The organism is Pelotomaculum propionicicum (genome assembly GCF_004369225.1).
Lineage (GTDB): Bacteria > Bacillota > Desulfotomaculia > Desulfotomaculales > Pelotomaculaceae > Pelotomaculum_B > Pelotomaculum_B propionicicum.
This window is the reverse complement of record NZ_QFFZ01000034.1, coordinates 1-25,492: the sequence shown is the minus strand read 5'-3', so window position 1 is coordinate 25,492 and position 25,492 is coordinate 1. Positions and strand designations below refer to the sequence as shown.

The following is a 25,492-nucleotide window of genomic DNA, read 5'->3' as shown; positions in this document are numbered from 1 at the left end:
TTTCATCGTCAACTTGTGCCGCGTAAGCAGCATCAAAGGCTTGCCTGCTACCCGAAATATCTATTTTATTTACGAGAAACGCGGTTTTAAGACAAAAGTCAGCAGGTAAAAAAGGGCGGCAATCAGCACGATTGTGGCGCCGGTGGCCGTGGCCAGGTAGTAAGAGCAAAGCAGGCCGGTTATACCTGAGGCAAGAGTAATTAAAACAGCCACCAAATGGTACTGCCTGACGTTTCTGGTAATATTGCGCGCTGCCGCGGCCGGCAGGATCAAAAAAGAGTTGATGATCAGGATACCCACCCACTGGATGGAAAACGTAACGATAACAGCAGTAGCCACACAAAATATTATCTCTATTAGACGTACAGGAATCCCCCTGCTGCGCGCCAGAGACAGGTTGACGCTTACCAGCAGAAACTTGTTAAACATGATTGCCCACAGAATTAACACGCCTACAAAGGCAACGGTTAAGATCAAGAGCTCATTTGGCGTGATGCTCAGCAGATCACCGATAAGAAAGCGGGAGTACTTGGCAAAGCCGCCTCCCCTGGATAGAATGACAATGCCCAGCGCCACCATGGTGGCGGAGACAGACCCGATAATAGTGTCTGTGGAAGCGGTTGTAAAAAACTTGAGCGAGGATATGATCAATGCTAATATTGTGGAGAAAATGACCATAATCCATAACGGGTCGCCGAAACCCAGGAGCACCCCGATAGCGATGCCTGTCAGGGCGGAATGGCCGATTGTGTCTGAATAGAATGCCATGTTGTTATTTACTACCATGGTGCCGATAATGGCAAACATCGGGCCGACCAGCAGGACTGCCATCAAGGCGTTCTTCATAAACATGTGCTGTGCCCAGGTGAAGGGAAAAAGGCCATCAACCAGCGAATACCAGACTTCCATCAGGCGATAGCACCTCCACCTCTTTTTGCATATGAAAGTTTACCTTCAGCTCTTTCCATATATAAAGGCCCGTATACCAGGTTAATCCTCCCGTCGGAAAAAACATCTCCCGGTGTCCCGTCACAGATCACTGTCTTGTTTAACAGCACAACCCTTTCCGCATATTGTGAAACAAGGGCTAGGTCGTGGGAAACCAGAATTATCGAAAGGTCATAATTGCGCCGCAAGTCAGAAACAATTTCATAAAACATTTCTCTGCCCTGCACGTCTATGCCTGAAACCGGCTCATCCATCAACAGCAGGTCAGGTTTTGGCTCAAGGGCAAGCGCCAGAAGGACCCGCTGCAATTCCCCGCCTGAAAGGTCGCTAAGGCGCCGTTTTAGCAGGTGGTCTGCCCTTACGCGAAGCAGGCACGCCTCGGTGCGCTCCTGCATGCGGCGGGAATGTCCGAGGCAAACAGGCCGGGCAGACAGGGCGGCCGAGAAAAGGTCGAGGACGCTTACAGGGGCACCAGCGGCAAAATCGATTTTCTGCGGGACATAGCCGACAATAGGCTTCCTGGCCTGACAATTACTGGCGTCAAGAAACCTCAGCCAGCCTGTATGAGGGATCTCGCCCAGGATAGCTTTCAATAAAGTAGTTTTGCCCGCACCGTTGGGGCCTACCAGGGCTAACAATTCGCCGCAGTGGATGTGCAGGTTCACATCCCTTAAGATTTCTGTCCCGCCGATTTTAACCCCGAAGTCTTCCAGCAGGGTACAGCACAAACCACAGGCTTTTGTTTGTTGTTTTTCAATCGCATTGGAACAGGGCATTTGTTATATCTTCTTCCTGCTAATTAATTAGAGAATAAATATTGCTTAACAACCACCAATTATGATTAGAATTACAGTTCCTATTAACGTTAATAAGATTTGTATGAATAACTTTAAGCTCTTATCCTGCTGTACGGCAGGCGGGGCAATATCCGTATATTTCAAAGGCGTGCCCAACAATCTGGTACCCTTTCTCCCTCAGCACACCCATATGTCTGTCCAGGATACAGCTTTCCAAACAGACAGCCTCGCCACAACCAAGACAGATCAGGTGGTGGTGATGGTTTTTAATGATTTCAAACCTGCTGGTTTCGCTGTTTTTCAGGTTTATTTGGATCAGGCAGTCGATTTCCGCAAGTAGATTTAAATTCCTGTAAACCGTGTCCAGGCTGATCTCAGGGTGCTTTTTCCGCACTATTTCCAGCACTTCTTTGGCTGTTGGTGGTTTTTCAAAAAAGAATAGCGCTTCAATAATAGCCCTGCGTTGCGGTGTAATTTTAAACCCTTTGCCTTTTACCATATCAATAATTTCAAGCTGATTCATGTCTTCCTCCAAATAGGAATATTCCTATTTAATAATATTAATATTAAGCCTTGAGATAATATATGTCAAACAAAAAACCGGCTTTCACCGGTTTTTATGCGGAAATCAGATGTGTTTCGCTTAATTTCCCTTTGCAGCATTATTAGCGCTAATATCTTTTTTATCAAGTACTTCCTGGTAGCTTTCTACTAGCCTGGCAGTGCAATTGGTGGAAGAAAGTTTTTCGGCGTTTTGCCTGGCTCTTTTGCCCAATTCTTCTTTTAATTTATCGTTTTTCAGGAGAGTAAGAATTTTAGCCGCGAATTCTTCCGGAACAGGTTCTGTCAGATAACCGTCCACTCCGTCTTCTACCATTTCGGAAACACCATAGGCTTTTATGGCCACAACCGGCAGTCCGGCGGCTTTTGCCTCCGCAATTACTATCCCCTGGGTTTCTGTCACAGATGGAAAAACAAAAAGACTTGAGCCCGCGTAACAGTTTACAACAACCTCAGGGGGCAGAGTTCCGGTAAAAATAACTCTGTTTTCAATTCCCAATTCAACAGCTTTTTCCTTAAGTTCCTCTTCCTCGGGACCGCCACCGACCAGGACAAGGACTGTGTTTTCCATAATTTTGTTTAAAATCTTAAAGCTCTCCAATAAGAAGCAGATATTTTTTTCCTTGCCGAGTCTTCCCACGAAAAGGAGCACTTTATCTTTCGTTTTTATCTTATATTGGCTTTGCAGCCACTCGGGGTCGCCTTTCTGGTAATCAGAAATTTTGATACCGGTTGGCACCCGGTTAACTTCAGTAAGCACACCGATTTCATGCAGGTAATCGCCTATAATATCAGTCGGCACTATTACCAGGTCGCATAAGTTGCAAAAATCGCGGCTGATTTTCTGGGCCAATTCCTTGGTATAGGACTGGGCGAAAGGCAGATAGTGCACATACTTGTCATAGAGGGTATGGTAAGTAAATACCAGCGGCACACCTAGTTTTCTGGCGTATCTCGCCCCAACCCGCCCGAGCAGGAAAGGCGAGTGAACGTGTATCAAATCCAATTCCAGCCTTGTAATAGTAGGTTTGAGTTTAAGAGAAAATGGCACCGCCAGAGTAAAGTCGGGGTTGGTGGGTGAAGGAATAGAAGCAAAACGGAATACCCTGCTTTCATTATCGCAGTTTCTGTAGCTTGGCGCAAAAATATAAACCTCATGTCCAAGAGTAGTAAGTTCTTCAGTAAAAGTTTGAATGGAGCGTACAACGCCGCTGGTATAAGGTAAATAGCTGTCGGTGAAAATACCGATTCTCAACTTTTGTCCTCCCTATTGATTTCTGAGGCTTATTTTAACATAAATCATAATGTGTCAGCAAGTTTAGGAGGCGTCACCGTTACCGGGCTTATACCGGCATTAAACTGAAAGCACCTTTCTGGCTGTTATTTTCCATCCTGTGTCCGTTTTTAACAGCATATATTCCAATTGGGTGTAATAACTAATTCCTGTAATTTCATCAGTTTCAACAACCTCGACACTAACTGCCGCAGTATCATTTGAGACATAATCTATCTTAAACTTGCCGGCTTTAACTACATAGTCCCAGCTATTTGGTATCTTGACAAAATCCCAGGCCTTATCACTTATTTCCTGAAGAAGCTGGCCGGTATAGAATCTTTTCAGGATTAATTCCATTTCGGCGCGGGATGAAGCCCGCAGCCAGGCTGTATCTTCAACAGCCTCTCTCACTAAATGAACAATGGCCACCTCTGTTTCTTTAGAAAAATGAGCAGGCTTAAGTGCCGGCTCAACTGGTATGATCAGACAAAAAAAAGTTAAAATTACGGCTGACAGTACTGTTTTAAACATCTGTGGCACCCCTCTCATCTTATAAATACGGTGTGCCACAAAAAATACCTTCCAGTTATTTACTATTATTTAATTAAATTACTCTATTCTGTCTGAGTTCCTAGGGATGGAAGTCTTACTCCTATGTCCAACAATCTGGTGCCGATTACTGACTACCGACTACCGACAACTGAAACTACCCTCTCAGGGTCGCTACAAGCCTTTTAGGGCTGAGAAAAAGCTCCAGCCCATGGTTTATATCCTGAACTACAACATCGGCCGCTGACAATGCTTCAGCTGATGTGCCCTCAGGTCCGGTCACACAGACACCCAGGACGCACTCCTTAAGCATCAGGCAGTCGTTAGCGCCGTTTCCTACCGAAGCCGTAACCTGCTGCCCCAATTCTTTGATGAATTTAAGCTTTTCAACTGCAACCGGAAATCCTGGCAATATTACCACCTTACCGTTAATGCCGGCACAAGCGGTATTTGCCGTGCCGAAGGTGTCAGCAGTAAGGATATAGATGTTTAAATCAGCTGCCAAGGCATTCAGCCTCTCCTGCACACCAGGTAGAAGCACTCCATCTAAGGCTATGGTCCCGTTAAAATCCAGGACAATGTTTTTTATGGTAATCTTTTCTTTGCCTGGTATTTCAAGATTCAGCATTTTCCTCACCTCTTGCAAAGCATGGGAGGCAAACCACCTGCCCTGACATTAATCTGGCTCTTGGCTCCATTACCCCCTCACCACATTTGGCGCACTGCAAAGTCTCATAGATAGAGGCTGCGGGCGGCAGCTTTATGTTTACTTTCTTTACCTCAAACACCTCAGGCCCCGCATTTAATATATTTTGAATCCGCTTTTTCATTGCCTCGGCATACTTTGCCTTGTCTTCCATACTGGCCGCGCCTGATTTTACCCGCTCTTTAAGGTCGCTGTAGCCCTGGTCAAAAGTTGACCCGTATTTAACTGCTACCCTGACTGCGGACCCATCTTTGCGGCGCACAAATGTATACACTTGTTTTCCGAGATCTTTAAACAAAAGGTTCCCCTTGCCAAAACTGCAGCCCGCCAGCGTTTGCACGGCGTCAATACCGCAGGCGTTGTTTTCGACTATGGCCAGCAGTTCCTCATCCACAGCACGCTTGGCCCCCAGTGCTTCCATGGCAAGTTCCGCTGCCCGGAAACCTATGGCCAGTCCGGGGCAACTGTGACCATGAAAATCAACTGCTGTTTCCCAGGGTGTTTTTTTGTGCATATATTTATTCATCTCCTTATCTGCCCTAGTCACCGAAGCTGATGCCGATCTGTCTGGCTGTTCGCACCAGATCGCCGTCTACCGGGACCAGGCGCATCTCACCTACAGCTTCCGCCAGGGGCACTGACTCAATCTTAGGCGTACGCAGGCAGACCATTTCACCATACTTACCGGCCATGACCAGCTCAACGGCGCCTGCCCCGTAGCGAGTTGCCAGGATACGGTCGAATGCGGTCGGGGTACCGCCTCTCTGAAGGTGACCGAGTACAGTTACCCTTGACTCCATACCAGTCTCCTCCTCTATTTGTTTTGCGACCAGGTTGCCGATACCGCCCAGGCGGATAGGCTCAAAACTGTCTTCGACCGTCCGCTGTACTACCAGTTCCCCGCCGGCTGTCTTTGCGCCTTCAGCAACTACCACTATGCTGAACAGCTTTCCATGGTCCCTTCTTTCATATATTTTCTCATAGACTTTTTCTATCGAATAGGGTATCTCCGGAATCAAAATAACATCCGCTCCCCCTGCTATGCCGGCCTCAATGGCAATCCATCCCGCATAGCGTCCCATCACTTCCAGCACCATTACCCTGTGATGCGATTCAGCGGTCGTATGCAGCTTGTCAAGAGCTTCTGTAGCTGTATTGAGTGCTGTATCAAAGCCAAAAGTCTGGTCAGTAGCGGACAGGTCATTGTCAATGGTCTTGGGGACACCGACCACAGGCAGTCCCTTTGTTTCACAAAGCTCCCTGGCGATGCTGAGGCTTCCGTCACCGCCAATAACGATCAAAGCGTCGATCTCCTGGATATTAATGTTTTCTATAACCCGGTCCGACACGTCCCTGAACACTCTCTGTCCCTTGATCAGCATTGAGTAATGAAAAGGGTTGTCCCGGTTGGTAGTGCCCAGAATAGTGCCGCCCCTGGGCAGTATACCGGCCACTTCGTTTAATGTTAATTCTCTGGACCTGTTTTGAATTAAACCGCCAAAGCCGTTTTCAAAACCAACAACTGAAAGCCGGTAGTTCTTGACGGCCGTTTTTACCACCGCGCGGATGACTGCGTTCAAGCCCGGACAATCACCGCCTCCCGTTAAAACACCTATACGTCTGACCTTTTTACGCAGAGCCAAAATTATCTACCTCCTTTTGCCTGGGCAGTGTAAAGATAAAACAAATTGACAGGATTAACAGGATTATAAAATCAAATTTTTATTAAGAATTCCTATTTACAAAAGTTTTTCAAGACAACTTTAAAAGATTTCAATATTAAAGGAACAATCATTATAAGTCTTCATTTGTTTATAAAATCATGTAAATCCTTATAATCTTGTAAATCCTGTCAATTTGTTTGTTGACAGAAGACTTACAAGACTATCTTAAGTTGTTACTGAGTAAAAGGAATAATCATACAATAAAAAATAAAAGCTGCGGCGCCGGACCTGCAGCTTTTATCTAAATATCGGGTGGTATTAATTAGGTCTCCGGCAGTATGAGCGATTAAGTTTTTATTTCCCTGCTTTATCTACCAGCTCATTTAAAGTCTGCTTTAATTTGTTTAAGCTTTCTCCGTACCCGGCCCAGTCACCGGCTTTTAATTTATTCTGCGCTTCATCGTACAGCTGGTTGGCGGTTTTAGCCAGGTCGGCTACATTAAGCGTGCCTGGTTGGGCGCTTGTTTCCGGCTGCTTTACGGGAACCTTGGCGCCGCCTTCCGTGCCAAATATCCGGTCCAGAGCCTTCTCAAGTGTACTCTCCATTACCACCATTTCTCCGTGTGCAACTATAACCCGGCGCAGTTCAGGCATTTTGCTTTGTTCAGCCTGCAGGTAGATAGGCGCCACATACAGGAGCGCGTCCTTAACGGGTATTGCCAGCACGTTGCCTCTGATTACCGTTGAACCGCGCTGGTTCCAAAGTGTTAATTGCTGCGAGATGGTGGTATCCTGGTTGATCCGCGCTTCGATCAGAGCCGGCCCGTAAACAAGCTCCTGTTTGGGGAAATTATATGATATAACCCTTCCATAATCATCACCGTCAGAACTGGCGGCCATCCAGGCAATCATATTTCTTTTGTTTTGCGGCGTGAAAGGCATAATCAAAACAAATTCAGGCTTCTCAGTCCCCGGCAGTTTGATAATAGTGTAATACGGCTCAATTGGTCTCTCGTCCTTGCCCAGCATTTCCGTAGCGATGTTCCACTTATCCTCTTTGTTATAGAAAATCAACGGGTCTTCCATGTGATAAACAGCGTACATCTGAGCCTGAGCGGTGAAAAGGTCTTCCGGGTAACGGATATGTTTTCTTAAATCACCCGGCATATCATCCAGAGACTTGAACATGCCGGGGAAAATCTTACTGTATGTTACTACCAGCGGGTCATTTTCATCGCTGATATAGAAATCGACCTTGCCTGAGTAAGCGTCTATAATTACTTTCACCGAGTTGCGAATATAATTGCTGACTTTGTTATATGGCTCCGAGTAAGGAAAGCTGTCTGTCGTGGTGTAAGCATCCCACATCCAGTACAACTTGCCTTCGCTGGCAACAATATAGGGGTCTTGATCAAACTGTAAAAACGGGGCTATTTTTTGGATTCTTTGGTTAATATTGCGGTAGTACAAAATCCTGCTGTTGTTGTCCACCTCACTGGAAAGGAGCAGCTTGTAGTCTCCCAAAGCAAGCGCGAACATAATCCGGCGCATGAAATCCTGTATCTTGACTCCACCGTCGCTGTCGTAAGTGGAATATACGTTTTCATCACCCTTGGGGTAGTTGAATTCTTTAGATTTGGTGTTTACTATAACGTACTGGTCTGTCCTCTCCCCGTAATAGATTTCCGGACTGCTTACCTGCAGGTCGGTATTACCGGACGGGGGTATATCCTTGAGGAAAAATGAGGGCAGGCCTTCACCTGACAGTTCGTTGACCGGGCTCATGGCTATACCGTAGCCGTGCGTATAGGTGAGTCTCTGGTTGACCCAGGTCTTGGCCGTGGTCGGCAGGTGTTCCTGGTTAAGCTCCCTGGCCGCAAGCATGACCTGACGGTATTTACCGTCCACGGTGTAGCGGTCGATATCAATATCGGGGAATTCGTAATACAGCCTCATTTCCTGAAGCTGGCTGTATGTCTGCTTGAGCGGCTCCCAATCCCAAAGGCGGATGTTTCCTATGGTATCCTGGTTATTGCGGATATCGTCAGCTGACAATATGCGGCCGGCGGGGAAATTAGTTTTTTCAATTTTATCAAGGTTGTAGGCCATCCTGGTAAACTGGATGTTTCTTTCCAGGTAAGGCCTTTCGATAACCGCTTCGTTGGGCGTCACCACAAACTTCTGGATCAGGTAGGGATAAACGCCGCCCAGCAGCACCGAGGCTACCAGAAGCACCCCGATGCTGTATACAATAAGCCTGAACCGCCTCAAGAAAAGATTAATTAAGATGGCCAGGGCGCACACAAGAGCAATAACAGCCAGTACCTTATAGGCCAAAAGTGTAGCGTGGGTCCCGGTGTAGCCTGGCCCCCACACGGCGCCGTGGTGGGTAAAAAGCAGGGTATACTGCTCAAGCTGGTAGCCAACTGCTTTGATAATGAAGAAGACTGCAGCCAAAAAGGAAAAATGATAACGGGCGGATATGCTTTGCAGCAGCCTGCCGGGGTTGCCCTGTGCGATATTTACTAAAAAGTATGCTATAGCCACCCAGAAAGCGGTAATTAAAATGGCCAGGCTGGCTACTTTATATAAAAACAGGTAAAAAGGCAGCCTGAAAACATAAAACCCTATATCCAACTTAAAGACAGGGTCAATGATCCCAAATAAAGTTGGATGCAAGAATTTTTGCAGCACTACCCAGTCTTTTGATACGGTAAAGTTGAAAAGAAAAGCCATAAAAAGGCTTAATACCGTAAACAGGATCAGGAGCAAACGTGGTGTAATGTACTGGCTGATTAAGGGGTTTTGAATGGTAAGCACGTCATCTTCTTTTACAACCGAGGCTTTTTGCGCAGCTTTAAGCAAAGGGCCTCTGGTCAGAAGGAGGTTTATAAAAAGAAACAGAAAGAAAGTCAGCCCTACAGCCACCCGCAGCCCGATATCTGAAACCACTATGGTCATGAACACCCGCTGGTAATTGAGAGACTGGAACCAGAGCCAATCAGTGTATAATCTTGCGCCCGAGACAGCAAGGGCAATAATAATAATAGCGGCAATAACAGCAATAATGTTAAATGCCCTGCGAAATCTACTTTGCAATATCTTACCTCCTAAAGCGGCAATGATTTAATCTACATAGGCTTTGGAATCTTTTGCGCGCCGTCCGCTTCGTGTTTGAGTTTAGCCTGGCATCTCAAACAAACGGACATCGGCTTCTTTACCGGCATATCATCGTCTTCGTCTTCGTCAACAAAATCCTGTTTGACCATCACTTCTTCATCAATAGGCATTCCGCAAAGCATGCAGCGAACTTTCACAAACAGCACCCCCCGCTATAATTTTAGACATATAATAGCACTGTTTATTTCGCTGTCGTGCGGACTTATTCCTGCCCGGCCAAAAAAATAACGGGCAGCAATCTTGAATTATACTGCAAGATTAGTCTGCCCGTTTTTGTTAATATTTAGTAATAATAATCAGTTAAAATACAGCCACTGCGGTTATAGCCGGTATCCGGCCAGCTCTTTAATAATGGACAGGCCGGAACTGGTCCCTATGCGGTCGGCGCCAGCCTCGATCATTTGCAGTGCTTTGTTTAAATCGCGAATACCGCCCGCGGCCTTAATCCCGATTCCCGGCCCTGCTGTTTTTCTAAGCAAAGCCACATCACTGACAGTAGCCCCGCCTTTGGCAAAACCAGTTGAAGTTTTAACATAGTCAGCCCCAGCCGAAACTGCCAGCCTGCAGGCTTCTGCCTTTTCGGCTTCGTTTAAAAGGCAAGTTTCGAGTATTACTTTAACAACTATGCCGGACTCCTCCTGCCTGGCCGCCCGGATCACCCCCGTCAAGTCTGAATATGCCTCTGATAATTGGCCTCCTTTGAGAAATCCGATATTAATTACTACGTCTAGTTCAGTAGCCCCTGCCCGCACCGCTGTGATTGCCTCTGCCGCTTTTATGGACGGGTCGTTGGCTCCCAAAGGAAACCCTATTACAGTGCCTACCCCAACCTGCGAACCGGCCAGTTGAGCCGCAGCGGCGCTAACAAAACAAGGGTTCACGCAAACAGTCTTGAAGTTGTTTTCCCGGGCCTGCCGGCATAATTCAGCAATATCAAGGTGAGTGGACTCTGGTTTTAAAAGAGTATGGTCGATACGCCCGGCCAGTTCCGCTTTAGTAATAATGATGTTCATATTTTAATCAATCTTTCTCCATAGACAGATTAAGAAGCTTCTCTATCAGGTCCGGGAACTCAATGCCGGCAGCCTTTGCCGCGTCAGGGAAAAGACTGGTCGCGGTCATGCCTGGAATGGTATTCACTTCAAGAATATAGGGCGACCCGCCGCGGTCCATTATAAAATCAACTCTGGCCAGCCCCCGGCACCCGAGAGCCTTGTAAGTGCGGACAGCCAGGTCCTTAATAAAGTCCTGCCGCTCTTCCGGAATACGGGGCGGGATAATATGATCGCTCAGGCCGGCAGTGTATTTGGTTTCGTAATCGTAAACGCCTGTGGCGGTAACTATCTCAATCAGGGGCAGGGCCACGGGGTTATCGTTGCCTAAAACCGCAGCCGTAATTTCTATTCCCTCAATGAATTGTTCCACCAAAGCCTCCGGGTCGTATTTAAAAGCCAGTTCTAAAGCGCCTGCAAGGGCCTCCCTGCGTTGGACAAAGGATATGCCTATGGTGGAACCCTGGGTGGGAGCTTTAACCACCAGAGGCAATCCCATCTCCTGGTATATTCGATCCGCCATTAGCTCCAGCCCCGCCTCCCGGGCCTCCCTGCGTTTGATTGTTTTAAACAAAGGGGTGGGCAGGCCTTCAAAGAGGATAATTTTCTTGGTTGCAATTTTATTCATAGCGAGAGCGCTGGCCAGCACCCCTGACCCTGTATAGGGCAAACCAAGTACTTCCAGCAGGCCCTGGATGCAGCCATCTTCACCGTATTTGCCGTGCAGCGCCAGAAAAGCCAGATCTATTCCCGCTTCCTTTATTCTTTCAACCAGGTCAGGTCCAACATCTATTTTCACCGCGGTATAACCTTTAGTTACCAGCGCTTTGTAGACGGCGTCGCCTGTCCGAAGTGACACATCCCGTTCGGATGATGTACCGCCCATCAGGACTCCAATTTTAGGCGCCAAAGTTTTCACCTCCGCTGCAATCATTTTTCAGGACGATAATATTATATTCTTTTTGTCAGGTGTAAATCCTTCGGTGGCAGTGTTTTCCCTTGACGTAAAGCAGTTTATTTTTTATAATAAAAAACAGGCAAAAAGCCAACATATTTAGGGGAGTAGCTCAATGGTAGAGCACTGGTCTCCAAAACCAGGTGCTGCAGGTTCGAGTCCTGTCTCCCCTGCCAAAAAATTAGGAACTGCAGCTTGCAGTTCCCTTCTATTTTATATTTATTTAAGGAGGCAGATATTTTCCTTATCCTTGACAATCCTGCCTTCCCGGACCAGTTCATCCGCTAGAATACTGAAGGTGATAAACTGTTGGATACCTGCTAGTTCCATAACTTTATTAATATCTTTGGCACTGCCAAGTTCCTTGATGGCTGCGAATAGCGATTCTTTTTTAACTTCGATAAATTCTTTGAGCTCCTCTTCTAACTTTTCAGTCCGGTAAACAGTGTCATTGCACCTTATAAAATAACCAAGCTTGATGAATTCCTCCATATCAATGCCGCTGTCTTTCTCCAGAAAAACAAGATGTCTGAACAGTTCTTCATCCATTTGTTATACCCCCAACCAGTTAGCTTATAACTTGTTTTAAAAAATTATGCTAATGCAGCTAACTTTTGTTTCCGCCTTTTTGGATCAAAATCTTTATCTTTTACAGCAAGCCGTCTTCGGTATCATCATAACAAAAAAACTTGGCACCCGGTGTTAAACATTCTCCGTACCACTTATTTTTACTTTCCCAAACCCAAAACTTATAACTCATATTATTGATTACTACATTTTCGATCCTTTTGACCGACATGATAATCACCTTCAATGTTTATATTGTCACAACAATTCAACATTGAAAGAGATAATCCTTGAAAAATATTTCGACATATTACGCGAATAAACACGTTTTAAGTTAAGTATAAGTTTAAATCAATCAGCTTCTCAACATAAATAATAAGACATGGTTGCGTTTTGCCATAATTATATGATTTTTGAGCCTGACTCCATTTCTTCCAGCATAATATCAATAGCCCTGGCATAAATACCGTTCAACATACTATAGAGTTCTAAAATGGTCGTTTCTTCAGAAACACTGATCTGTAAGTCATTAATCGCCCTGCCAATATAGGTGGCGCCCTTGCTTTCATTCTCTAAAAAATAACTTATATCCATTGTTTTCCCCCCTTTTATTGAACTTACTACTCTAACTAGTTCAAACGAAGTTCTTTAATTATTTCCCTCAAAATTATATCACCACCCTTACTTCAAGTTTGACAATATTAAAGCTATACGGGGAATGCGGCGCATATGATAAAAAAGCGGGGCCTTCCCCGCTTTTTTTATTTTTCCGCTTCCGCTTCAGCCTTGGCTTTTTTAATTATCTCTTCGGACTGGCGGCCAGGCACTTCTTCATAGCTGTAAAACTCCATGGTAAAAGCCCCCCGCCCCTGAGTCATGGATTTGAGGTCGATAGCGTAGCGGTACATTTCCGAAAGGGGCACGTTCGCCTTGATTTTGGTAAGCCTGCCCGCCGACTCAGTGCCGAGCACGCGCCCGCGCTTGGTATTAAAGTCGCTGATGATATCCCCCATAAAGTTTTCCGGCACAACCACTTCCACATTCATGATAGGCTCTAAAAGAACCGGTTTAGCCTGCAGCGCGCCTTTTTTAAAGGCCAGAGAGGCCGCGATTTTAAAGGCCAGTTCCGAGGAGTCCACGTTGTGGTAAGAACCGTCGTAAAGGGTTGCCTTTATGCCTGTAGTCGGGTAACCCGCCAGAACACCGTCTGTCAGGGCTTCACGGAGTCCTTTCTCAACGGCCGGGAAATACTGTTTGGGAACCGAACCGCCGAATATATCTTCTTCAAAAACAAAGTCTTCCTCGGGGCAAGGCTCAAAACGGATCCAGACATGGCCGTACTGCCCCCTGCCGCCGGATTGTTTTTTGTGTTTGCCTTCCACTTCTACTTTCGCCCTGATCGTTTCCCTGTACGGCACCTTGGGATCGGTCATTACCACGTCCACACCATATTTACGCTTCAGCTTTTCGACCATGGTGTTAATGTGGAGTTCACCCATACCTGTAAGCAGTGTCTGCTTGGTTTCAGTATTCTTTTCAACATGCATGGTCGGGTCTTCTTCGAGCAGCTTGGAGATGGCGTCTCCCAGCTTATCTTCGTCGTTTTTGCTCTTGGGATTAATGGCAACCGTCAGGGTTGGCACGGGGAATTCGATCCCTTCCAGAGTCACCGGCTTATCCTTTTCACACAGGGTATCGCCCGTACCGGTATCCTGCAGCTTAACCACCACAGCAAGGTCTCCTGAGTGGACCGCCTCGGTGGTGACGGTGTTTTTGCCGCGCACAAAGAGCACGTTGCCGATTCTTTCAGTCTTGCCCTTTTTGCTGTTCAGGACTGTGGAATCACTCTTAAAAGTGCCGCTGTAAACTCTTAGGAAGTTCATCTTGCCCACATAAGGGTCGGCAATGGTCTTAAACACCAGGGCAGCCATCGGCCCATCTCCTTCTTTGGGAGCAGGCAGGTAGTCGGTCACAAAGTCATTCAGCTTTGCGACGCCTATGTTTTTAGTCGCCGATCCCGCCAGCACCGGTACTACCTTACGCAGTTCGATACTTTTGCGAAGACCGTCTTTGATCTCTTCCGGGGTAAGCTCTTCACCTTCAAGGTACTTCATGGTCAAATCATCGTCACCTTCGGCGGCAGCTTCCAGCAGCTGCTCACGATACTGGGCGATTTCGTCCTCAAGTTCGGCGGGAACAGCTGTTTCTTCTCCTTTTCCAACACCGGTATACGCCTTGTTGTTGATAATATCAACCACACCGCTAAAGGTGTTGAAAGAGCCGATCGGGATCTGGACCGGCACAAAATTAGCCTTGAACTTAGATTTAAGGTCATCCAGCACTCTTTCAAAGTTGGCATTTTCACGGTCCATTTTATTGATAAAAACGATCCTGGGCAGGTCATATTCATCCGCTATATCCCAAATAACCTCGTGCTGCACTTCAACCCCGTCCACCGCGGAAACCACAAACATGGAAGAGTCGGCAACCCTTAAGGCTCCCTTAACTTCTCCTATAAAGTCTGAAAACCCGGGTGTATCCAGCAGGTTGATTTTCACACCGTTCCACTCACACGGAACAAGGCTGGTATGAACTGTAATCTGTCTTGCTATTTCCTCAGGATGGTAATCCGAGGTTGTGGTACCGTCCTCCACTCTGCCCAGTCGTGAAAGTATTCCGGTATTAAAGAGCATTGCCTCAACCAGGGAGGTCTTACCGGACCCGCCGTGCGCTACCACCCCTAGGTTGCGTATTTGTGCTGTCTGATAGTTCTTCAAAATACTTGCCTCCTTTTGTAAATAATGGTTCCCTACAATAATTATTTCTATACTTATTAAAAACCATAAATGGACAATTATGGTTATAAACAAAAAATAAGAACCCCTGAGAGTTCAAAGGTTTATTTAAATAAACTGCTCAAGTCAACAAACCACAAACCTTTTCAAAACAGTATTTCTACAGAGCGTCTCTAAATTCCTTGTTATAAAAAAAATATGAGATATTTTTTCAAAAAAAATCGTTCTTAAAGCTGCTTCATACACATAGGTAAATTTAGGATATCTAAAATATTCCAGCAGGAAAGGCAGATGCGCTATTAAGCAGTCCTTTGTATACGGTGCCCTGGTCCTTTTACTATCCGGACTATTCAACAGGGTTCTGGGTTTCGTCTATCAGATTATTATGATCAGGCTGATCCACCCGGAGGGGATTGGCCTCTTCGCCATGGTCTACCCTGTATACGTCCTGGCCTTAGTCCTGGCAACAGCGGGCGTTCCTGTAGCCATATCCAAGCTGGTGGCGGAAGAAGCCGCTCTCAGCAACATGCGCGGCGCCTACCGTATTTTTAAGGCCTGCTTAGCAGGTTTGGTGATCAGCAGTTCCCTGGTAAGTGTCCTTTGTTTTTTGATTACCCCAGCTTTGCTAAAATATGTGTTCCCGAATCCCAAAGTATACTATATTTTTCTGAGCCTCATCCCAGGCGTGCTGATAGTGGCTCTTGGTTCTGCTTTAAAAGGATTTTTCCAGGGAATGCAGCAGATGACGCCGAGTGCCTTGACCCAATCTCTGGAGCAGCTGCTGAGAGTTGTTTCAGGGCTTTTTTTCGCGCGCCTGCTTCTGCCCAAAGGTGTTGAATTTGCTGCTGTGGGAGCTTCGCTGGGCGTTGTTATCGGCGAAATGTCAGGTCTTTTACTGATCGCTTTTATTTTTATCAGGCGCCGGCCGCGTGTTTCAAAAAAGACAAGCCTTTACAGGGCACAGCCGTTAAAACAAATATGCGGCAGGGTTTCAAGCCTGGCGGTGCCTGTAACATTGACCCGCTTTATTTCCACCCTTTTTTTATCGATTGACGCTGTGCTTATTCCACAGAGGCTGCAGGCCGGCGGTCTCAGCCTTGCTGACGCTACAGCCGCCTACGGTCAGTTTGTGGGCATAGCCCAAAGCATTCTGTTCGTCCCGGGCATAGTCACCATCTCGCTCGCCACTGCTTTGATCCCGGCGGTATCCGATGCCCTGGCCTTGAACAACATCCGTCTGGTCCGCTCGCGCTGCGAAACCTCGATCAGGGTAACATTACTGGCCGGGTTGCCCTGCGTGGTAATTTTCCTGCTGCTGGCAGACGAGCTCTGCGGTTTTATCTTTGGTTACGCGGAAGCAGGCGCCAGCCTGAAGGTGCTTGCTCTGGGCGGCATCTTTCTTTACCTGCAGCAAACAACCACAGGCATCCTCCAGGGTATGGGCGAAGCCTCACGCCCCTTTCGCAATCTTGTTATCGCGTCAGCCTGCAAAATAACCGGAATTTTTTATTTAACCGGCCTGCCTCACCTGGGCATTAAGGGCTGCGCGGCGGCTATTGCCTCAGGATACCTGATCATGGCCTGCCTGAACATATCCGATATATACCGCCTGACCGGCCTTAAAATCAAGCTGGCAAAAGTTGTATTGAAGCCATTGACAGCAGCGGCAGTCATGGCGGCGGCAGTGTACACATTCAAGAATTATTACGGCCTTACTGCTCAGGCCGGTTTTTTGCATATAGCCGGGTGTTTACTGGCAGGAATGATTACTTATCTCTTTCTTTTACTGCTGAACGGCAGTGTAGATAAAAATGACGTAAAGCTATTCAAAAATGGCAGCTATTAGAATTTGACGTCAGCATTTTGTGGCATTAAATAAACAATTAAACTGGTTTACTCTAATAAATTTGTCGGCATAATAAAAAAACGGCGAACAAAAATCTCTTTTTAGGAGGATCTAAAATGGCGCAGTTTTTTGAAAAACCGAAGCTTTTACCGGACCAGGTGCTAGATCAGTTCAAGTATGAGATAGCAGGCGAACTGGGGATAACGCCAAAAATACAAGATGGTGACTGGGGCGGACTGTCCTCCCGGGATTGCGGCCGCGTGGGCGGCAAAATCGGCGGCAAAATGGTCAAGGTGATGGTTAGACAAGTGGAGGAAAACCTCGCGAACAGCGGCAACAGCTGATCTCCGTCTTACTGCAGGCGCCTGAAATTAAGGGTTAAGCCCTTATTTTTTTTATATTTTCTCTCAAATTTTCCAAGAAGCTGTAGTCTGTTAAATCAAACTGCACAGGTGTTATTGAGATATAGCCTTCCTTAACGGCCCACACATCAGTTTCCGGATCATCTATATCCAGGTCAAAAGGTTCGCCTGCCATCCAGAAGTAGACCCTGCCCCTGGGATCAGTCCTTTTGTCAAAAATATTCACATAGCGCCTGTTGCCCAGGCGGGTCACCTTTGTACCCCGAGGCATGCCGGGCGGCGCGTTGATGTTCAGCAGCGTGCGCGCCGGTAGTTCTTTGCCCATGGCTGCGATAATTTGTTTGATGAAATCCCCTGCATATGAAAAGTCCCTGAATTCGTAGCTGGCCAGGGACACAGCAAGAGAAGGGATGCCGTTTATTGTACCCTCCACTGCCGCTGAAACTGTACCGGAGTACAGCACATCGGTACCCAGGTTCGGTCCGAAGTTAATGCCTGAAATAACCAGGTCGGGAGGCTCGGGAAGCAATGCTTCCAGGCCAAGTTTTACGCAGTCCGCTGGAGTGCCGTCCACCGCCCAGCCTGTTGCGGCCGAGCCGGGATAAGTCCATTCCTTTACCCTGAGGGGCCTGTGAACAGTTATTTTATGCCCGGTCGCGCTTCTCTCCCGGTCCGGCGCCACCACATAAATCTCATGCTTTTCCTGCAGAGCAGCTCTTAATTCATTGAGGCCGTCCGCCTCGATGCCGTCGTCATTACTGAGTAATATTCGCATAAAGTCTCTCCGTTATGTTTCATAGACAGATATAGTCATTGTATCGTTTTCGGCGGCCTTGGTCAGGCCGAAAATAACATTTTTGTCCTTTAGGGTCTTGTTTAGAAAATCTACTACTTTATACATTTCATCATATGATTTAAAACTCTTGACTGCGATAATTTCAAGCTTACTCATTTTCTCCCCATCCCGCTAATCTTTAATCAGGGCAAATGCTTCAGCCCTGGTTGCCTGATGCTTATGCAAAACTCCCCTTACTGCTGATGTTACGGTTTTTGAACCAGGTTTTTTTACACCTCTAAAGGTCATGCACATATGTTCGGCCTCAATTACGACCAGAACTCCGTGCGCTTTCAGCCTTTTCATAATACTGTCTGCAATCTGCGAAGTGAGCCGCTCCTGCAGCTGCGGCCGCCGCGCAAAACCGTCGACCACCCGGGCCAGCTTGGACAGGCCGGTAACGTTGCCTTTACGCGGGATGTAAGCTACATGCGCTTTGCCGTAAAACGGCAGCAGGTGGTGTTCACAAACTGAATACAAAGGTATGTCCTTTACGATAACCATCTCATCGTGGTCTTCAGAAAATGTTTTCGCCAGGTGAAGCTCAGGATCTTCGGCCAGGCCATAAAATATTTCCCTATACATACGGGCGACCCTTGCCGGTGTTTCCTGCAAACCTTCACGGTCCGGGTCTTCACCTATTGCCTCTAAAATCATTCTAACCGCATGCTCAATCTTGGCATCATCAAACACTCTTTCTATCTCCCCTTTAGCGCTGTGTCTAATTCTATGATCCACTTGGGGACATTCCTTCACTTGAATGTCTGCAAGCTGCACAGCTGTTGATATCCTCAAAGCTTTACCTTAGAGAAAACCCATGACCTTATGCATCTGGGGAATAATCCTGACATCACTCAAAATTTTCAGCGCCGACTGCTGCAATTCCAGGGCATAGCCGGCGTTTACAGGATTTATCCCGGCGCTGCCGCTTACCGGCTGAATGATCAGAGGTATGCCGGGGGCGGTGTTGTTAATTATCTCAGCCGCTGTTTCGATCTCATTAAAAGGTGTGTCGGCGCTTACCACTACCTTCACAAAAGTCCTTTTTGATTTGGCAACAGTCAAAAAACTTCTGTGAAGATCCCAGCACTGCCTCTCACCTGTGACACTTGGCAGTTTAAAGTCCATGGCAACTATATCAATCAGGTTGATTACCTGCGCCAGGTTATCCGGCAGTGTCCCGTTAGTTTCAAGGTATATGCCCCCCCTTGTTCCTTTCAGAAGCGGGGCCGACTCTTTAATCAAGTCAGGGTAAAGCAGCGGTTCACCACCGGTAAAACTTACCGAATCATGCCAGCCCAGCCCCAGGCCGGCAGCGGCAGAAGCAATATCTTCAGCCCGTAATGGGTTTGGCAGCAGTTTAAAACTGCCTGTCCCGGGTTCTGTTTCTATACGGCAGTGGGCCGGCGTCTCACCTGAATAAGTGTCACAGAAGGCACAGTTGAGATTACACCCGTGTACCCTGATAAAAATCTGGCGGCATCCCAGCAGCGGGCCTTCTCCCTGCGCCGAGGAAAAAATCTCACTTACCGGATAGCCCACTTATTTAACCCCCCGGACTTTACAGCGGGCCAGCCTTATATCACGGCATTCCCTGGTGTACAGGCTGCATATGTGTTCACCCAGGTGCGCCACCTGATTTTCAGCAATCCCCAGTTCCACCAGCCCAACAGCGGCAACAGGTACATCTTTGCTGGTGATATTCAGCCCGGTATGGATCATGCTTGAAACCGGTGAAAGCGTGGCGATTGATACCGATAATTTCTTTTCGCCATAATAAAGGTCATCACCGCTGCGCAGTAATTTTATATCAGCTGTATTTTCAATTACATCTTTAATAATAGCTATTAAAAGCCTCTGTCTAAAAATAGTTTTTTCCAGATCAAGTTCAAAATGTTCCGCGATGAAATGGAGCATGTCAGTGCTGTAAATAGGGGAGTCTTTTCTGACGTCTTCCAGGTCAACCATTTCGGTCAGGTTTACCCGGCAGGGCCCCCGAAAGGACACGATGCTGTCACCCTGCCAGCCAAAGTTGCGGAAAGCCCAGAGTGATGATAATTGAGTCCCGTCGTATGTAATTGTTTCATTAATAAAATGTTCTATCACCGTCATCCCTCGATTGCAATCTTTCCAATTCAAGGCCGGCGGCCTCAACAGCCCTCTTCAGGCGCATACAGCTCTCGCAGCGGCCGCACATTTTCTCTCCGCCTCTGTAGCAGCTCCAGACATACTGAAAAGGAAGGCCAAGGGCCAGCCCCAATTTAACAATCTCCGCCTTGTCAAGCTGCTGTGTATAGCTTACCAGCCTTACCCTGCGCAGTGTGGAAAAACTCATCGCCAGGTTAGCCGCGCTTACATATTCCCTGCTGTTGTCCGGGAAAGTAGCAGCCTCCTCACGGTTGAAGCCTGCTACAATAATATCGCACTGATAAGCTTCAGCAAAAGAAGCAGCGATATTAACAAACAGGCCGTTTCTGTTCGGCACCCAAACCATCACCGCCGAAGCGCCGGATTTTGCACGGTCATCCAGGTCGAAAAGTCCAGGTTCCGGTACGCTTTCCCCGGCAACAAGCGCGGATGTCGTAATCTCTTTTAAAAAATTTAATTCAAGTACCCTGTGGTTAGTTTTATAATAAGCCGCAAGAGCGGCCGCTGCCTTTTTTTCCTTAGCCGCGGACTTCTGGCCATAGTCAAAAGTCAGGCATAAGGCCACATCTGTTTCCCGCAGCGCCTGCGCCAGAGCAACTGAGGAATCCAGACCTCCTGATAAGAGCACAATACTCTTCATCCGTTATCTACTCCTCCAGATATGACGCGGACGCGTCAGGTGATTCCCAGACCCTTACAGCTGTTATTTTTACAAAAGGTTCATGCGCGCTAAACTCCAGTTTCAGGCGCCGGTAAATGTACCGGGCCAGGTTCTCAGCGGTAGGGTTATCCTCCCCGCCTTTTTGGAAAGGAGTCAAATCGTTAAGATTAACATGGTCAAGTTCATCTACAATATTTCTGACCTTTTCCTTTACCTCTTTAAAATCAAGCAGCATCCCCGAATGGTCCAGGTTCTGCCCTTTAAAGGTGACCTCAACCTGCCAGGTATGGCCGTGCAAACTGGCGCAGGGGCCTTTATAACCACTTAAAAAATGCGCTGCAGCAAAACGTGTTTTTACCGCAATCTCAAACATTTACCATTCCTCAATTCTGAACATCGTAGCCCGCGTCCTCAATTGCTTTTACCAGGCCTGCGCGGTCTACCCTGTCCCGGTCATAGTCAACTTGAACAGATTTTGCATCCAGATCTACCTCCGCGGCCAGGACCCCGCCTGTATCTTTCAAGGCTTTTTCAACCGCGGCCTTGCAATGGCCACAGCTCATACCTTCTACTTTAAGCGTAATCTTTTCCATACTGATCCCCCTTTCTGACATTAATTTTCCCACGGCAAAAAACCATATTCCAGTAGAAAACTTACATAAATCAACAGACGATTTTTATACTAATAACATAAGGAGGGAATTAAAGTGGCCAAGTTTGATCAAGGCGATAATTTTATTAGTGAGAAAACGGGTTCAGCTACTATGATTAATGTGGATAGAAAATGGGAACATGATTTTACTGATGATCAAGCCACTGCTGCCGTCAAAAATATGAAATCAACAAAAGCTGACAAAAAAAGACCTGACGTCATAATAAAACCTTAAATACAAAGCACCCTGCTCCAAGGTCAGTTTAAGCAAACAGTCATAGATAACAACCAGTTACATAAAAATAATTATAATTATTTTTTGGGGGTGTTGCAATGCCTTTACCAAATAAGGACAGCTTTACCGGAGGGATTCAAATAAGCGCTGTTTTAAAAGGAACCATAATAACTATTTTCATCTCATTCTTCTTAAGCATCGGGGCCGGCTTTGTTTTTCATTTCACCTCGCTGACTGAACAATCCATGCCCTGGTTCGCCGTGACCATACTGGCTGTAAGCTCTTTTTGCGGCTCCCTGGCAGCAGGCAGGGGAGCGGGCAGCAGAGGGCTCTACCACGGGGCAGCCGTAGGAGTTATCTTCTTTTTCTTTGCCTGGTTTCTAGCCGGTGTGGTTTTGCCGGGCCAAGAAGCTTTGGGCATAATCTACAAACTGCTGGTGACTTCCTGCGCGGGCGCGCTCGGCGGTGTTGTCGGTGTCGGCATGTCATAAAAAAATGTGCCTGGAGACTAGATTCAGTTTCCAGGCATCTATATATTTATCTTACATTATCTTATTTATTTCTACATATTATCGCTTTTTCACCAGAGACTCAATTTATTTTCAACGTTATTGCGTTATGTTTGTCATTATAAAGATTTAGCCCACCTTGTCAATCTTTACAGCGCAAACTTTCAAATCAGGTATTTTGGAGATAGGATCACGTGCGGGATTGGTTAGTCTGTTAATTGGTACGTCCGGGTACTGGAAGGATGTGAACACCAGTCCCGGCACTACCGTATCAGTAATTTTAACTGCAACCTCCACCTGACCGCGGCGCGAAGCTACCCTGACCCTATCTCCGTCACAAACACCCAGTTTTTCAGCGTCGGGACAACTTACTTCCAGGTATTCCGTCGGATAGAACACTTCCAGGGCGCCGGTGCGCTGGGTCATGGTCCCGGTATGGTAGTGGTATCTCCTGCGACCCGTACTCAGAATAAACGGATATTCATTATCCGGCAATTCATCCGGCGGAATGTGCTCAACCGCGTGAAATTTACCTAAACCACGCGCAAACTTGCCAGAGTGCAGGAACTTGGTGCCGGGGTGGTCAGCAGAAAGGCAGGGCCACTGAAGACTTCCCTTCTCCAGACGGGCGAAAGAAATACCGGCATAGGATGGTGTGAGGCTTGCGACCTCGTCCATAATCTCTGCAGCGGAGCCGTAGCTCATCGGGTAACCCATGGCAGTGGCAACCATGCAGATGATTTCCCAGTCAGGCTTGCTGTTTCCGATAGGCTCAATAGCCTTTCGCACTAACTGGACGTGGCGCTCGGTATTGGTAAAAGTACCGTCTTTCTCAGCGAAGCTTGCGCCCGGCAGTACCACATCAGCGAACTGAGCCGTCTCGGTCAGGAAGATATCCTGCACTACCAGGAAGTCGAGTTTTTTCAGCTCGTGCATTACCTGGTTGGCGTCGGGGTCGGATATTACCGGGTTTTCACCCATAATATACATACCCTTGATACTCTTACCGCATTCACCCAGTAATTCGCCAACTGTCAGGCCGATTTTTGCGGGCAGCTCTTGCACGTTCCAGGCAGCCGCGAATTTCTTCCTATTTTCCTCAACAGTTATACTCTGATAACCGGTGTAAACGACAGGCAGCGCGCCCATGTCGCATGAACCCTGCACGTTGTTCTGACCGCGCAGCGGGTTGACGCCGCTGGACTCTTTGCCTATTTGACCGCAGAGCATACACAGGTTGGCGATGGAAAAAACGTTGTGCGTGCCGCAGATGTGCTGAGTGATACCCATAGTGAAAAATATGCTTGCATTTTTGGCTTTGGCATAGCCAAGCGCCACTTCTCTGATTGTTTCTGCCCGTATGCCGGTTATACCTTCTACATATTCAGGGGTATATTTCGCAACGGTTGCTTTGAAAGCCTCAAAATCTTCGGTGCGGTTATTAACAAATTCCTTATCACAAAGCCCTTCGGCAATGATCACATTGGCCAGTCCGTTGAACAGAGCGATATCTGTGCCCGACTTGATCTGAAGATGATATTTTGCCAGTTTTGCTAATTCAGTTTTGCGGGGATCGACCACAACCAGAGTTGATCCGTTGCGGGCAGCCTGCTTAATCATCGCTCCAGCCACCGGGTGCGTGTCGGTAGTATTTGTACCGGATATAAGGATAAAATCTGCGCCTGGTATCTCTGCAAAGGAGTTGGTCATGGCGCCGCTCCCGTATGCTGTCGCCATGCCTGCTACAGTCGGAGCGTGGCAGAGACGGGCACAATGGTCGATGTTATTGGTACCGATTACCGCGCGGGCCAGTTTGTTCATTAAATAGTTTTCTTCGTTTGTAACACGGGCGGATGATAGGAGGCCCAAAGCATCCGGGCCGCACTTTTCTTTTATGGAACCAATTTTTTTCACAATTAAATCAACAGCCTCATCCCAGGTAGCCTCGACAAATTTTCCGTCCTTTTTAATCAGCGGTGTTGTCAGGCGGTCGGGGTGGTGAATAAAGCCATAGCCGAAACGTCCCTTCACGCACAGGGCACGTCCGTTTACCTCACCGTCGGTGGAGGTGACGCCGATCACCTTGCCGTTCTTGACATTTAGGTCAAACTGGCAGCCGACACCGCAATACGGACAGGTAGTCGTAACTTTTTTAACTTCCCAGCGGCGCCCCTTGCCTATCATGCCCTTTTCACTGAGAGCACCGACAGGACAAACCGAAACACAGCCGCCGCAGAAGACGCAGTTGGATATTTCCGTATCAGCGTAATGGGCGCCCATGGCCGGCGTGACAATAGAATTGAAGCCTCTGTAAGCAAAGTTTATAACGTCGTTGCCCTGGACTTCTTCACACATCCTGATACATTTGCCACATAAAATACACTTGTTCATATCCCTGACAATGAATGGATTATCATCCTCTATGGGATAATTGTGCTTTTCACCTTTAAAGGCGCCCTGCTTTACACCGTAGAAGTAGGCGTATTCCTGCAGGCGGCAGTCGCCGCTCTTCTCACAGGTCAGGCAGTCGGTGGGGTGATTGGCCAGCAAGAGCTCCAGGTTTGTTTTCCTGGCTTCAATTACAGCCGGTGATGCGGTGTTTACAACCATTCCCTCTGTAGCTTCCGTGACACATGATGCCGGCAGGTTGCGGGCTCCCGGAATCTCAACCACACAGATACGGCAGGCGCCCGGCTTGCTGAGCTGGGGGTCATGGCAGAAGGTAGGTATAAAGATACCTGCCTGCTCTGCCGCTTCCAGAACGGTGGCCCCTTTCGGCACTGTGATTTGAATGCCGTCTATGGTTAGAGTAACTTTAGACAATCCCTTTTCCCTCCTTTACGCCTTAATAATGGCGTCGAATTTACATTTTTGGATGCAGGCGCCGCACTTGATGCATTTTGCCGTGTCGATGACATGAGGATCTTTCTTCTCGCCGCTGATGGCTCCCGCCGGGCAGGTCCTGGCGCAGGCGCCGCAGCCGGTGCACTTGTTGGCCAGAATGGTGTATACCAGCAGGGCGCTGCAGACTCCCGCCGGACACCGGTGGTTCTTAATGTGCGCCACATACTCGTCTTTGAAGTAGCGCAGGGTGGTCGCAATCGGGTTGGGGCAGGTCTGTCCCAGACCGCACAGCGCGCTGCTCTTAATTACCCTGCACAAACGCTCTAACGTGTCGATGTCTTCCATCTCGC

The 25,492-nt window shown here is 47.5% G+C and carries 29 protein-coding genes and 1 tRNA gene; 5 read left to right on the top strand and 25 right to left on the bottom strand.

The genetic code is table 11. From position 1 onward, the window contains the following. Positions 1–69: 69 nt before the first annotated feature. The 12 genes from Pmgp_RS13495 to Pmgp_RS13440 form a co-directional block, all read right to left on the bottom strand. Positions 70–909 (bottom strand): metal ABC transporter permease, encoded by an 840-nt coding sequence (locus Pmgp_RS13495; RefSeq protein WP_192902928.1) that lies wholly within the window; start codon positions 907–909, stop codon positions 70–72. Beyond that, complete coding sequence (locus Pmgp_RS13490; protein WP_134214511.1) at positions 909–1,724, bottom strand: metal ABC transporter ATP-binding protein; 816 nt, start codon at positions 1,722–1,724, stop codon at positions 909–911. Before Pmgp_RS13490 ends, Pmgp_RS13495 begins: the two co-directional genes overlap by 1 nt. A 121-nt stretch (positions 1,725–1,845) precedes the next feature. Further along, positions 1,846–2,268 (bottom strand): Fur family transcriptional regulator, encoded by a 423-nt coding sequence (locus Pmgp_RS13485; protein ID WP_134214510.1) that lies wholly within the window; start codon positions 2,266–2,268, stop codon positions 1,846–1,848. Between the two features lie 120 nt (positions 2,269–2,388). Beyond that, the gene (locus Pmgp_RS13480) at positions 2,389–3,561 is read right to left on the bottom strand and encodes a glycosyltransferase family 4 protein (RefSeq protein ID WP_134214509.1); all 1,173 of its coding nucleotides are present in this window, start codon (positions 3,559–3,561) and stop codon (positions 2,389–2,391) included. A 99-nt stretch (positions 3,562–3,660) separates the two neighbouring features. Beyond that, entirely contained in the window at positions 3,661–4,113 is a 453-nt protein-coding gene (locus tag Pmgp_RS13475; protein WP_134214508.1) for a hypothetical protein, read from the bottom strand. A 175-nt stretch (positions 4,114–4,288) separates the two neighbouring features. Continuing rightward, on the bottom strand, positions 4,289–4,759 hold the full coding sequence (locus tag Pmgp_RS13470) for an HAD family hydrolase (RefSeq protein ID WP_134214507.1): 471 nt from the start codon (positions 4,757–4,759) through the stop codon (positions 4,289–4,291). Then, entirely contained in the window at positions 4,746–5,351 is a 606-nt protein-coding gene (locus Pmgp_RS13465; protein WP_134214506.1) for an FmdE family protein, read from the bottom strand. The genes Pmgp_RS13470 and Pmgp_RS13465 overlap by 14 nt, the downstream gene beginning before the upstream one ends. Before the next feature lie 25 nt (positions 5,352–5,376). Continuing rightward, complete coding sequence (locus tag Pmgp_RS13460) at positions 5,377–6,480, bottom strand: 6-phosphofructokinase (RefSeq protein ID WP_134214505.1); 1,104 nt, start codon at positions 6,478–6,480, stop codon at positions 5,377–5,379. Positions 6,481–6,855: 375 nt separating this feature from the next. Continuing rightward, on the bottom strand, positions 6,856–9,600 hold the full coding sequence (locus Pmgp_RS13455) for a UPF0182 family membrane protein (protein ID WP_134214504.1): 2,745 nt from the start codon (positions 9,598–9,600) through the stop codon (positions 6,856–6,858). A gap of 32 nt (positions 9,601–9,632) precedes the next feature. Continuing rightward, positions 9,633–9,818 (bottom strand): hypothetical protein, encoded by a 186-nt coding sequence (locus tag Pmgp_RS13450; RefSeq protein ID WP_134214503.1) that lies wholly within the window; start codon positions 9,816–9,818, stop codon positions 9,633–9,635. Positions 9,819–10,001: 183 nt separating this feature from the next. Further along, positions 10,002–10,694: a deoxyribose-phosphate aldolase gene (gene deoC, locus Pmgp_RS13445; RefSeq protein WP_134214502.1), complete on the bottom strand. Its 693-nt coding sequence runs from the start codon at positions 10,692–10,694 to the stop codon at positions 10,002–10,004. A gap of 7 nt (positions 10,695–10,701) precedes the next feature. Next, the gene (locus Pmgp_RS13440) at positions 10,702–11,643 is read right to left on the bottom strand and encodes a D-alanine--D-alanine ligase (RefSeq protein WP_134214501.1); all 942 of its coding nucleotides are present in this window, start codon (positions 11,641–11,643) and stop codon (positions 10,702–10,704) included. Positions 11,644–11,789: 146 nt separating this feature from the next. Here Pmgp_RS13440 and Pmgp_RS13435 point away from each other — a divergent pair. Beyond that, a tRNA-Trp gene (locus Pmgp_RS13435) sits at positions 11,790–11,864 on the top strand. A gap of 43 nt (positions 11,865–11,907) precedes the next feature. On the opposite strand, the gene Pmgp_RS13430 is transcribed toward Pmgp_RS13435, so the two are convergent. The 3 genes from Pmgp_RS13430 to Pmgp_RS13420 form a co-directional block, all read right to left on the bottom strand. After that, positions 11,908–12,237: a hypothetical protein gene (locus Pmgp_RS13430; protein ID WP_134214500.1), complete on the bottom strand. Its 330-nt coding sequence runs from the start codon at positions 12,235–12,237 to the stop codon at positions 11,908–11,910. A gap of 420 nt (positions 12,238–12,657) precedes the next feature. After that, positions 12,658–12,849: a hypothetical protein gene (locus Pmgp_RS13425; RefSeq protein ID WP_134214499.1), complete on the bottom strand. Its 192-nt coding sequence runs from the start codon at positions 12,847–12,849 to the stop codon at positions 12,658–12,660. A 167-nt stretch (positions 12,850–13,016) separates the two neighbouring features. Then, complete coding sequence (locus tag Pmgp_RS13420; RefSeq protein WP_134214498.1) at positions 13,017–15,032, bottom strand: elongation factor G; 2,016 nt, start codon at positions 15,030–15,032, stop codon at positions 13,017–13,019. A gap of 316 nt (positions 15,033–15,348) precedes the next feature. Between Pmgp_RS13420 and spoVB the strand changes: the two genes are divergently transcribed. Beyond that, positions 15,349–16,896, top strand: a complete 1,548-nt coding sequence (gene spoVB / locus Pmgp_RS13415; RefSeq protein WP_134214497.1) for a stage V sporulation protein B — start codon at positions 15,349–15,351, stop codon at positions 16,894–16,896. 116 nt (positions 16,897–17,012) lie between these two features. Further along, the gene (locus Pmgp_RS13410) at positions 17,013–17,240 is read left to right on the top strand and encodes an alpha/beta-type small acid-soluble spore protein (RefSeq protein WP_134214496.1); all 228 of its coding nucleotides are present in this window, start codon (positions 17,013–17,015) and stop codon (positions 17,238–17,240) included. A 34-nt stretch (positions 17,241–17,274) separates the two neighbouring features. Here Pmgp_RS13410 and surE read toward each other — a convergent pair whose 3' ends face one another. The 8 genes from surE to Pmgp_RS13370 all read right to left on the bottom strand — a co-directional run bounded on the left by surE (position 17,275) and on the right by Pmgp_RS13370 (position 21,495). Continuing rightward, the gene (surE, locus tag Pmgp_RS13405) at positions 17,275–18,033 is read right to left on the bottom strand and encodes a 5'/3'-nucleotidase SurE (protein WP_134214495.1); all 759 of its coding nucleotides are present in this window, start codon (positions 18,031–18,033) and stop codon (positions 17,275–17,277) included. A gap of 12 nt (positions 18,034–18,045) precedes the next feature. Further along, complete coding sequence (locus tag Pmgp_RS13400; protein ID WP_134214494.1) at positions 18,046–18,210, bottom strand: YpmA family protein; 165 nt, start codon at positions 18,208–18,210, stop codon at positions 18,046–18,048. 15 nt (positions 18,211–18,225) lie between these two features. Continuing rightward, entirely contained in the window at positions 18,226–18,786 is a 561-nt protein-coding gene (gene folE, locus Pmgp_RS13395) for a GTP cyclohydrolase I FolE (RefSeq protein WP_207670218.1), read from the bottom strand. Between the two features lie 111 nt (positions 18,787–18,897). Continuing rightward, the gene (locus tag Pmgp_RS13390; protein ID WP_134214493.1) at positions 18,898–19,635 is read right to left on the bottom strand and encodes a 7-carboxy-7-deazaguanine synthase QueE; all 738 of its coding nucleotides are present in this window, start codon (positions 19,633–19,635) and stop codon (positions 18,898–18,900) included. Continuing rightward, positions 19,636–20,199 (bottom strand): DUF366 family protein, encoded by a 564-nt coding sequence (locus Pmgp_RS13385; protein WP_134214492.1) that lies wholly within the window; start codon positions 20,197–20,199, stop codon positions 19,636–19,638. Next, complete coding sequence (gene queC, locus Pmgp_RS13380) at positions 20,180–20,881, bottom strand: 7-cyano-7-deazaguanine synthase QueC (RefSeq protein ID WP_134214491.1); 702 nt, start codon at positions 20,879–20,881, stop codon at positions 20,180–20,182. The genes Pmgp_RS13385 and queC overlap by 20 nt, the downstream gene beginning before the upstream one ends. A 7-nt stretch (positions 20,882–20,888) precedes the next feature. Then, the gene (gene queD / locus Pmgp_RS13375) at positions 20,889–21,275 is read right to left on the bottom strand and encodes a 6-carboxytetrahydropterin synthase QueD (RefSeq protein WP_134214490.1); all 387 of its coding nucleotides are present in this window, start codon (positions 21,273–21,275) and stop codon (positions 20,889–20,891) included. A 10-nt stretch (positions 21,276–21,285) separates the two neighbouring features. After that, a complete protein-coding gene (locus Pmgp_RS13370; protein WP_134214489.1) occupies positions 21,286–21,495 on the bottom strand; it encodes a heavy-metal-associated domain-containing protein in 210 nt (69 codons plus the stop codon). A gap of 114 nt (positions 21,496–21,609) precedes the next feature. On the opposite strand from Pmgp_RS13370, the gene Pmgp_RS13365 reads away from it, so the two are divergent. Both Pmgp_RS13365 and Pmgp_RS13360 read left to right on the top strand, forming a co-directional pair. Further along, positions 21,610–21,789: a hypothetical protein gene (locus Pmgp_RS13365; protein WP_134214488.1), complete on the top strand. Its 180-nt coding sequence runs from the start codon at positions 21,610–21,612 to the stop codon at positions 21,787–21,789. Between the two features lie 98 nt (positions 21,790–21,887). Continuing rightward, positions 21,888–22,280 (top strand): TIGR04086 family membrane protein, encoded by a 393-nt coding sequence (locus tag Pmgp_RS13360; protein ID WP_134214487.1) that lies wholly within the window; start codon positions 21,888–21,890, stop codon positions 22,278–22,280. Positions 22,281–22,427: 147 nt separating this feature from the next. Here Pmgp_RS13360 and fdhF read toward each other — a convergent pair whose 3' ends face one another. Next, on the bottom strand, positions 22,428–25,121 hold the full coding sequence (gene fdhF / locus Pmgp_RS13355; RefSeq protein ID WP_134214486.1) for a formate dehydrogenase subunit alpha: 2,694 nt from the start codon (positions 25,119–25,121) through the stop codon (positions 22,428–22,430). A gap of 15 nt (positions 25,122–25,136) precedes the next feature. Further along, positions 25,137–25,492, bottom strand: a 356-nt coding sequence (locus tag Pmgp_RS13350) for a ferredoxin family protein (protein ID WP_134214485.1), incomplete at its 5' end; no start/stop codon positions are given.